This window comes from Spirochaetota bacterium, from assembly GCA_034190085.1.
Classification (GTDB): domain Bacteria; phylum Spirochaetota; class UBA4802; order UBA4802; family JAFGDQ01; genus JAXHTS01.
Genome location: JAXHTS010000074.1, coordinates 44,352 through 53,178, shown reverse-complemented (window position 1 = coordinate 53,178; position 8,827 = coordinate 44,352). Strand labels below are relative to the sequence as shown.

The window sequence follows — 8,827 nt, the reverse complement described above, 5'->3', positions numbered from 1 at the left end:
CTCCTCCCTCCTCGCCTCCCGCCCGCCCGCCACTACGATCGTACCCTGCATTCTCACTTAAATCCCCGAATCCTTGAATGCATTGCGGCGATTTTGCTAATCTTGAATATTTTATAAGTAAAGCAATATATTACAAACAGCTAAGGTGGCTTGATAACTCAATTCAGAATAAATGCATGCAGAAATCGAGCAAGTTTATTAGTATAGCGCTTATCATCGGTCTGATAAACCTATCATGCACACTCAAGGTTTATGATACTAACATGCTGTTAAAGGATTATAAAACAGATGGATTTCTGGATTATGATCATTATCAGGTGATTATTAATGGTTTCCCTAATGAAAAAGATGTTGGATTAGTTGAGAGAAGAGAGAGTGCTCTCGCAAATGCCAAAAGCCAGATGCATAATGTCATAATTACAAAGCTAACTAATTTTATCTTAAAATATCAATTTCAGCAATTAAAGATAAATAGCACAAAACATGTATTGAATATAGGTGAAGTTAAGGATATCCTATATGTAAAGTTGCTGAAATATTTAGACTTTGGATATATTGCCTTTGAGTATTACGATGAAGACAACTCAGTTGTCATTGTTTATAGAATCTTTAAAGACAATCTCTATAAGGAAATTAAGTCCATTAAAGTACAATTTCATCTGAAGGATGAAAAAGGGAATCAATAAAATATTATACTGCTCTAAAAGAGCGCTATTGACCTTTTTAGGTATATCCCTTTGCAGCATTTCATGCCTTAAGGGAGTGAAAAAAGAAGGGGATGATTCTCATCAGAATCGCTTAGAAAAAGAATATGCTTCCCCTAGGGATTACCAAAGTGAGGGTTTTATCTCCAGGGATTTATTTAGAATAATCATTATAGAACCCAAGGGAGATCAAGATCCTGACTCAAATGCAATTGAGAATAGGGCTAAGAGAAGGGCGCTCAGTTCGCTTCGCCATTACCTGACATCAAAGAATAGAATAATCGGTCGAAATGTTAATGCTAAACTCCTGAATATGATAAATCAGTATGGCACCTTAAGGCAGGAGACTAGGGAGACCAAGGGGAGCAATATATATTTTTTTGAGGTAGAAAAAACAGACATAAAGCAGTTTGTTGATGATTTATCTGTAAGGAGATAGAACCTCACGATTATATGCAGATTACAACTTGGCAATGTTGTTAATATATTTCTCAGTGCGGATAGATATGATACGCTACGTTTTTAAAAATAAATAGATCAAGATTTTCCTTATGCTCATCATATATGCTGCTAAACATCACTCCTATTCCATATGTATTATTTAATTTCAGTTTTTCAGATCGTACAACCATTGCAAGAGCCTCAATATCATTTAGCTCCTTATCTATCTCGGATAAGTCAATTTGTACCATTATTATGCTCGAACTCTCAAAGGGATAATCTGATTTGAAGTATAAACCACCCTTGCTGATGTTTAATATTGTGCCAACAAACCCAATTGCATCACGCTCCTCTGATGAGGATTCAATAAGTGTCTCAACTATTCTAACAGGGAGTTCAATATCCAGTCGATAATGCTGCCTTTGATTGCTGTTTTTGTTTTTATTGTACTTCTTGGTTATCCATTGATCAAACTGATCATTAAACCAATCTACCATTGCATTCCCAAAGTCCAGTTTACTATTCTTTTCCTTTTCAATATTATAATATTTATTAATCTCTTTCTTTATTTCCTGAGACAATTCCTCATACTTAATATCTTTTTTCATTTTAGCCTCATAAAATCTATTGTATTGAGATTTAATTTATGATAAGCAATAGTCGACTAATAGACAAATATAGTGTTTAGATTCTCTTCTCCCTCAGGTGGGAATAATATCTTTTAACTCATCCATTGGTAATCAGATCTGCATTTTAGGGTGATTGCCTATTGACAAGAGTGACACGTTATTGAAGAGTATGAATAATTACACTTCATATAACAGGTTACTCTCACGTATTCACAAGCTGTTATTAAGTATCGTTCATATATAAATAAAAAGCAATAATTTAATGACTATTCATCAATATTTTTATTGAAAAGTTGATAAATATCATTATACTTAATTTAGAAAAAAATATTTCGATAAATATAATAAGATGAAATTAAAACTATATATTCATATATTGTTGTTTTTGTTTATTATTACTTATTCAACATTAACCGCAAACTCCTCTGACAACACCACCAATAGTTACGGCTACAGATTTCAACCTGAGGTTATCAATTCTATATTGCAGAAAGAGACAAGCATAAAGAATCAGAAAATTCTTATGGAAATATTGAATCAGATTGATGATATCTATGGAGATCTATACTTGAATTTATTAAAGGGGGATAAAATAACCATCTTCTTTGATCCAGCACATGGAAAGCTGGCAGATGGGAGATGGGAAGGAGAAGCCACAGGAAGAATAAGCTGCACTGGCCTTACGGAGGAGATGTACTCGATTATGATTTCCAGAAAGCTGTATAAATATCTTTCTGATAACAGATATTTAGATATTAAATCTACAAATGATTTTCTGGGAGTTATGAAGGAAGAGAGTGATGTTTATAAGAATATTCGCTTTTCTGAAACAGTGAAAACAGCAAACAAAGAAAAAGCATTCATGATCATTAGCGTACATCTAAATAATATTTCCAGCCTATTCAAAGCAAGCGGTCAGGTTGATATGCCTGGAATTCATATTACTCATGGCGAGAACGGGTATAAATATCTTACATATAAAAGAAGTTCACATCATGGCTTCCTAACCCTCTATAATAAGTATGATGTTACCGGATTTTCAAAAAAGTATGCATCCAAACTAAAAAAAAGACTCATCTCTCATGGTTTGAAGCCAAACACATGGGAATTCGGCACTGTCGCTGATGATAGATTTAGCTATTTTGTTGATTTTCCTATCTCCCTTATTTTCGAATGCGGATTTATATCAAATCCAAAGGATGAAGCAAGATTGAGGAATCCTGAATATCAAGAAAAGATCGCAGAATCTCAATATAAGGCTTTTCTTGAGAGCGTTAGAGAGATCTTTGGCATTGATATCTCGGGTAAAAAGATTAAGAAAATTAACGACATATCTACAGATAAAATAACACTGCTTAAACTCTCCAGAATTGCAATCTTCTATATTCAAAATTGTGATACCCAAAAGGCAGTATCAACTATTAAAGTCATTGAGAGGAAATATAACAGATCAAAATATAGAGAGCTTGTTAAGCCATATAAAAAAATCAAGGGTTGCCTTATTAAAGCAGAAAAATATTATAAAAGAGGTAAACGGCTCATTAAAGCCAAAAAACATGGGGTTAGGTATCTAAAAAAGGCAATCAGACTCTTCAGGGAGAGACCTATTTTTGTTAGCTATAATGAAGAATATGCGAATATAATCAACAACCTGTTAAAGGGAGAGGATTCGAAAACTTCAAAGAAGGGGAGGCAAGGAAACATCGTAACATCTCTTGATATTAATAAAGCCTCCCGGACTACCCCTATTATACTTGCTATTGAAAAAAAGCAGAGTTTAAGAGAAGCTATACAAAAAGCCCTCTCCCCCAGCCCACAAGTTGAGAAGAAGCTCCTTAAATCCTTTAGAAATTCTTATAGATATAAAAGGGTAAAGGTAAAAAAATATTCCAAAAAGAAAAAGAGATATGTATATTATTGGAAATGGAAAAAAAAGAGGACCAAATTTACTATCGGTATTTATGTCCTTAAATTAAAGAAAAATTTAGTAGTTAAGAGTGTAAAGAGGGTGAGTCAGATCGCTCTAAATCCATTAAGGTATCAAAATCATCAATATATGAAGAATTCCTACTTTGCCTTCCAAGAGAAACATAAATCACTATAAATCAGGAAATTGGTTCGGGAAGCCTTATCTTTTTTTTGGCGATTATCTTAAGTATAAATTCAACACAAGCCTATATAAACTCCCAATAAACGCCAATCTTTCATGTCCCAATCGTGATGGCACAATCGGAACCTCAGGGTGTATCTATTGCTCTGAAGATGGATCAGCCTCTCCTACTTCCTATGGGCTTTCCCACATTACCAAACAGATGGATAATGCTAAAAATAGCCTTAGGAGAAGGGATGCAAAGACAAAATATATCGCATATTTCCAAGCCTATACCAATACATATGCTTCAACAGCAGAATTAAAAGAGCTATACGATATAGCAATAGCTTTTGAGGATGTGATAGGCATGATGATAGCAACAAGGCCGGATTGTCTTACAGAAGAGGTTATCGATCTTATTGCTGATTACAAGAGGGATAACTTTGAACTCTGGCTTGAAATAGGTATGCAGTCCATGCATGAGAAGAGTTTAAGACTACTACAGAGAGGTCATCTGCACACTGCGACAAGGGACTCAATATTTAGGGCATCACAGAGGGGGATTCCTGTCTGCGCACATATCATAATTGGAATACCTGATGAATCGTGGGATGAGATTATGGAAACAGCAAGGGAAATATCCTCCATGCCCGTACGCGGAATAAAATTTCATCACCTTCATGTGATTAAAGGAACAAGTTTAGAGAAGTATTATTTAGATGGTAAAATTAAAACAATCACATTCAATGAATACATATCTACTATATGTGATTTTATTGAAAGGTTGAGACCCGATATAATAATCCATCGGCTTTTGGGTGACAGAGATGAGGCTACATTGGTTGCTCCGTTATGGGGTCTACATAAAGGGACAGTAATAAAAGCTATTGAGGATGAGTTTATCAGGAGGGGAAGTTATCAGGGTTTGCTTTATGAAGATAATAATCTCTTTGGGATTGATTAGTAGCCATAGAATTGAAAGTTGATAATCTATTGTTATCCAAAAAGCGCTTGCAATCTCTCATATGAGTTTTATTTATGTTTTCATAGAAACAACCATCCGCAATGGTATAATGAATTCATTTATCATCTGGGAGAATAATGGAAAAACAGCTTTAATAACAGGCATCACGGGTCAGGATGGGGCATATCTGACTGAGTTTTTGCTTAACAAAGGATACAGGGTATATGGAGACTATAGAAGGCTCAGCACCCCAAATTTTGGAGACTTGATGAATTAGGCATAAAAGATCGGACTAACCTATTTGAGACTTCCTGAAAAAGTCAAAAATTGATTTATACGGCTAACCTTAGCCATTGATAACGTTTAAATCGCCTCAACAAAATTTGTGCAAAAAGAAGCCTAAGCTTCCTTTCAAGATTCATCACCAAAATGGTAATACATATACCTGCTTCGCTTGTCTCAGGTAACTTTGCCATTATCCTGGATAACCCATAACGTCTCTAGCCTTCTCCAATCTTACCTTCAATGGCTACTCGATCTCTCATATCCTGTTTTTCATGCTTTAAATTTTTGCCCAACTTGTCCTCTTTGCGAGGACGACCAAGAGGTGGTCCGGAAATCCTTATGCCATGGTTTTTACAAAATGATCTATTTTTTCTCGTTCTGTATATACTATCCACCTGTAATGATTCAGGATAACAACCATAGCTTTCTCTATATCTTTCTAAGTGATCTATCAATGTTAATGATTCATTGTAATTATCCCAACTTAATTCTTCAAGCCTTGCATAACCATCAACCAGCGATAGTGAGATCTTCGCCCCAAACTCAGTCGGAGACGATGCTTTGCCTCTCACTATAGGACATATATGAGGCTGTGATATGCTTACTATGCGGGCATCTATGCGATTCTCTCTTCTATCATACATCTCCTTCTGCTGTCTGTATAATTCATGTATCACAAGTAAATCTTTATGTTGTCTTTTAGATAATAACTCTAACGAACTCCTTGATACAAGATCCTCAATATATCGTAAATCACGAAATATATACCGTAACTGCTTACCTTTTGACTTTCTTATCTCTTTATATGTCTTCTTGCGTTTCTTTGCTGTCTTCAAGTAATCTTTCCTGGCTCTCTCCCTTTATGTACGTGGTTTCTTCTCCTTACCCTTAAACGGTTAATGTAAAATATCTATTATTATTTCAAGCTTCTCACGGGCATCATTTAATAGTGATAAATCCGTTGGGTATCTTATATCTAATGGCGTGCAAGTAGCATCAAGTATCAATTTACCTTCATTATCCTCGGTATCCTCACACCCATCATCAACATCTAAATTGGTGACTTGTGGATCACACCCCTTCCTCTTATTATCTATTATTAACTCGTTTATCACATTCAGCATATAACGATTAAAACGCTTCCTAAAATGTATCATCATTGATGGATCAAAAGGATAATCATCTGTAAATCCACAACGCTCTTTTATTGTCAATGCTCCAAGCGCCATCCTTGAAGGCTTGGTAGGCGTTCCCATCCGCTTTGAAAAGTTATCTGAATATAATCCTTCTATCTCATCCCATGAAATCACTTTTGAAAGCTTCACCCACCTGTTGTCACCTCAGAGCTTACCTCCAAAGGGAAGATAAAAATCTTCAAATTCAAGCTGTCCTAATGGCTTCCTTCTATACATCCGTTCCTTCGTGTGCAAGGGTTTTGAGCTAATTCTTACATTTTCCTTGCACTTAATGCAAACATTATGTCACAAAAAATTTCAACTCTTCAGGACTTTCGACTTTTTCAGGAAACCTTACTTAAGAACAATTATAAAGGTAAATCCAGTTATTTATCTCAAGGTCAACAAGCTGAGCTCAGCAAACATTTAGAAAATAGTATTTATTCAGATGCTAAAAGTATTGTCGAATATGTCAAAGAAACATTTAACATAGTATATAGTCCGAAAAGTATCGTTTCATTACTTCATAGACTTGGTTTTGTATACAAGAAAACAAAACGTGTTCCAGGCAAAGCGAATCCTTTGGTACAAGAAAAATTTATTAACGAGATATATAAAAAGATCAAAGATCTTAAAGGTGAACACGATCGTATATATTTTATGGATGGTGTTCATCCTCAACATAATTCCATGCCTGCTAATGGCTGGATAAAAAAAGGAACAACAAAAGAAATCCCAAGCAATACAGGTAGAAAATGTATCAATATAAATGGCGCAATAAATATTGAAGATTTCAATTTTATTCATTGGGAAGACGAACGTATTAATTCAGAATCTACTATTGCGTTATTTCAACAAATTGAAGAAGCAAATCCATTAGCAGAACAGCCTTTTGTTATTATCGATAATGCTCGTTACTACCGTTCAAAATTAGTAAAAGGTTATGTAAAAAATTCAAAGATCGTGACAGTTTTTTTGCCACCATACTCACCAAACTTGAACCTAATTGAATGATTGTGGAAATTGCTTCATAAGGTTATTCATTACAATAAATATTATGATACTTTCCTTGAATTTAAAAATGCTTGCTTTCATTTCCTTAATAATTTTCACGAGTATGAAAGCGAATTGAGATCAAGATTAACTGAAAACTTTGAAATTACTGGTAAAGCTCTTGTTTAAATCTTTCGTAAACCAAAATCGTTTGGGTATATATTGTTGTTTATAATGTTCACATCCATAATCATGATACCATTGTCCATATTTTAACATGTTATAATAAATAACTGCGATTTTTCGCGCTGTTGCTACAATAGCTGTTGCTGTTTATCAAATGAATCCTTTACATCTCTCTCCTTAAAACATTGAAAGTCAATTCACAGTGGATAGGGCATTCGCTTAAGCTTCAAACTTGCTAGTGTTAGTGTTTTTAGTTATCTATTCCTTCTTTGGAATATAATCACTCTTATTGAAGCCTCCCTTCAACTTATTCATATAGTCTTTATGCTTTCCTATAATATCATTATACGCCTTTTGGTATGCTTCTCTGACACTCTTTATTGCTTCGTAATTTCTTCGTTGCTGCTCAAGTACCTTATTTGATTCCTCTTTGATACCTAAAAAGGTATTGTAAATTTCTCCCTTATCCTTTTGAAATTTATTTAAAATGTTATCAAGGGATGAATTTGTTCCCTCATTAAGAATCATATCATCTGTCACACTGATTTGCAGATCCTCAAGCTCAATATTTGTTTCTTCTAACCGCTTCTTTTCCATTGTTTGCGCGTTAGTCTGATTTTTATCAAAAAAAACGATGTCATCCGTAATATCTGCGCTTCTGGTATTAAAAAATTCAATATAAGAATTCAGTTTATTACTCTTGCTTTCAGGATCCCTGATGAATTCCTCATCCCTCTGATTTTTCCAGACTTTGATTGGCATTCCTCTTCCGGTCTTTTTCCTGGGGACATCCGCCACTCCTATGTCAGCATTTTGTTTCCCCTTTAGGTTTACATTCCCATAGGGATTATAAAGATCAAGCGTCCCTTCGCTCAACTCTACTTTAGAATCGATTCCATCGCTCACACCGACAAGAAAATCTGTCCCTCTGACTGAACAGACAGTAGTTGGAGAATATACTTTGCGCTCTGAACCCTTTAATAATTTTGCAAATTTACCCCTCACAACACCAGAAATCACTGAGGGGTTATCAGAATACCTGATATTCTTACTGCCGATCCTAATCTTGCTGGTCTCAAATACTTTTATTTCACTGCCATCGGTATAAGATAAAACGACCAATCCCCCCTTTCCTGTAATTATCATATCCCCTGAAACAACCTGTATGCCTATACCAGCCCCAATTTTCTTGCCGTTTCTGATGAGATCAACCTTTCCAACAAGAAATGAAATTTCAAGGGAAAATCCTGAAACAGAGAATAGTACAATAAAAACAAAAAACATGATTAAATAAGTAAAAATTTTCCTTATATTAAAGATTTTGAATATTAACATGAGTTGTCCTCCATAATATTTGT

At 34.7% G+C, this 8,827-nt stretch carries 7 protein-coding genes and 2 pseudogenes; 6 read left to right on the top strand and 3 right to left on the bottom strand.

Going from position 1 to position 8,827, the window contains the following annotated elements:
* The first annotated feature begins 176 nt into the window (after positions 1-176).
* Together SVZ03_15545 and SVZ03_15540 are read left to right on the top strand one after the other, a co-directional pair.
* Entirely contained in the window at positions 177-686 is a 510-nt protein-coding gene (locus SVZ03_15545; GenBank protein MDY6935622.1) for a hypothetical protein, read from the top strand.
* On the top strand, positions 667-1,143 hold the full coding sequence (locus tag SVZ03_15540) for a hypothetical protein (protein MDY6935621.1): 477 nt from the start codon (positions 667-669) through the stop codon (positions 1,141-1,143). Before SVZ03_15545 ends, SVZ03_15540 begins: the two co-directional genes overlap by 20 nt.
* A 52-nt stretch (positions 1,144-1,195) precedes the next feature.
* Here the strand turns inward: SVZ03_15540 and SVZ03_15535 are convergent, their stop codons facing one another.
* Positions 1,196-1,753, bottom strand: a complete 558-nt coding sequence (locus SVZ03_15535) for a PilZ domain-containing protein (protein ID MDY6935620.1) — start codon at positions 1,751-1,753, stop codon at positions 1,196-1,198.
* 370 nt (positions 1,754-2,123) lie between these two features.
* Here SVZ03_15535 and SVZ03_15530 point away from each other — a divergent pair, with 370 nt between their 5' ends.
* From SVZ03_15530 to SVZ03_15520, 3 genes and pseudogenes are all read left to right on the top strand, one after another.
* Positions 2,124-3,878, top strand: a complete 1,755-nt coding sequence (locus SVZ03_15530; GenBank protein MDY6935619.1) for an N-acetylmuramoyl-L-alanine amidase — start codon at positions 2,124-2,126, stop codon at positions 3,876-3,878.
* Positions 3,847-4,830, top strand: coding sequence for a TIGR01212 family radical SAM protein (locus tag SVZ03_15525; protein MDY6935618.1), 984 nt, complete (start codon positions 3,847-3,849; stop codon positions 4,828-4,830). Before SVZ03_15530 ends, SVZ03_15525 begins: the two co-directional genes overlap by 32 nt.
* Before the next feature lie 109 nt (positions 4,831-4,939).
* Positions 4,940-5,115: pseudogene (locus tag SVZ03_15520) on the top strand (GDP-mannose 4,6-dehydratase).
* Positions 5,116-5,162: 47 nt separating this feature from the next.
* Here the strand turns inward: SVZ03_15520 and SVZ03_15515 are convergent.
* Positions 5,163-6,527: pseudogene (locus SVZ03_15515) on the bottom strand (IS5 family transposase).
* A gap of 66 nt (positions 6,528-6,593) precedes the next feature.
* Between SVZ03_15515 and SVZ03_15510 the strand changes: the two are divergent.
* Positions 6,594-7,304, top strand: coding sequence for an IS630 family transposase (locus SVZ03_15510; protein ID MDY6935617.1), 711 nt, complete (start codon positions 6,594-6,596; stop codon positions 7,302-7,304).
* A gap of 423 nt (positions 7,305-7,727) precedes the next feature.
* Here SVZ03_15510 and SVZ03_15505 read toward each other — a convergent pair whose 3' ends face one another.
* Positions 7,728-8,804 (bottom strand): FecR domain-containing protein, encoded by a 1,077-nt coding sequence (locus SVZ03_15505; GenBank protein ID MDY6935616.1) that lies wholly within the window; start codon positions 8,802-8,804, stop codon positions 7,728-7,730.
* Positions 8,805-8,827: the final 23 nt, after the last annotated feature.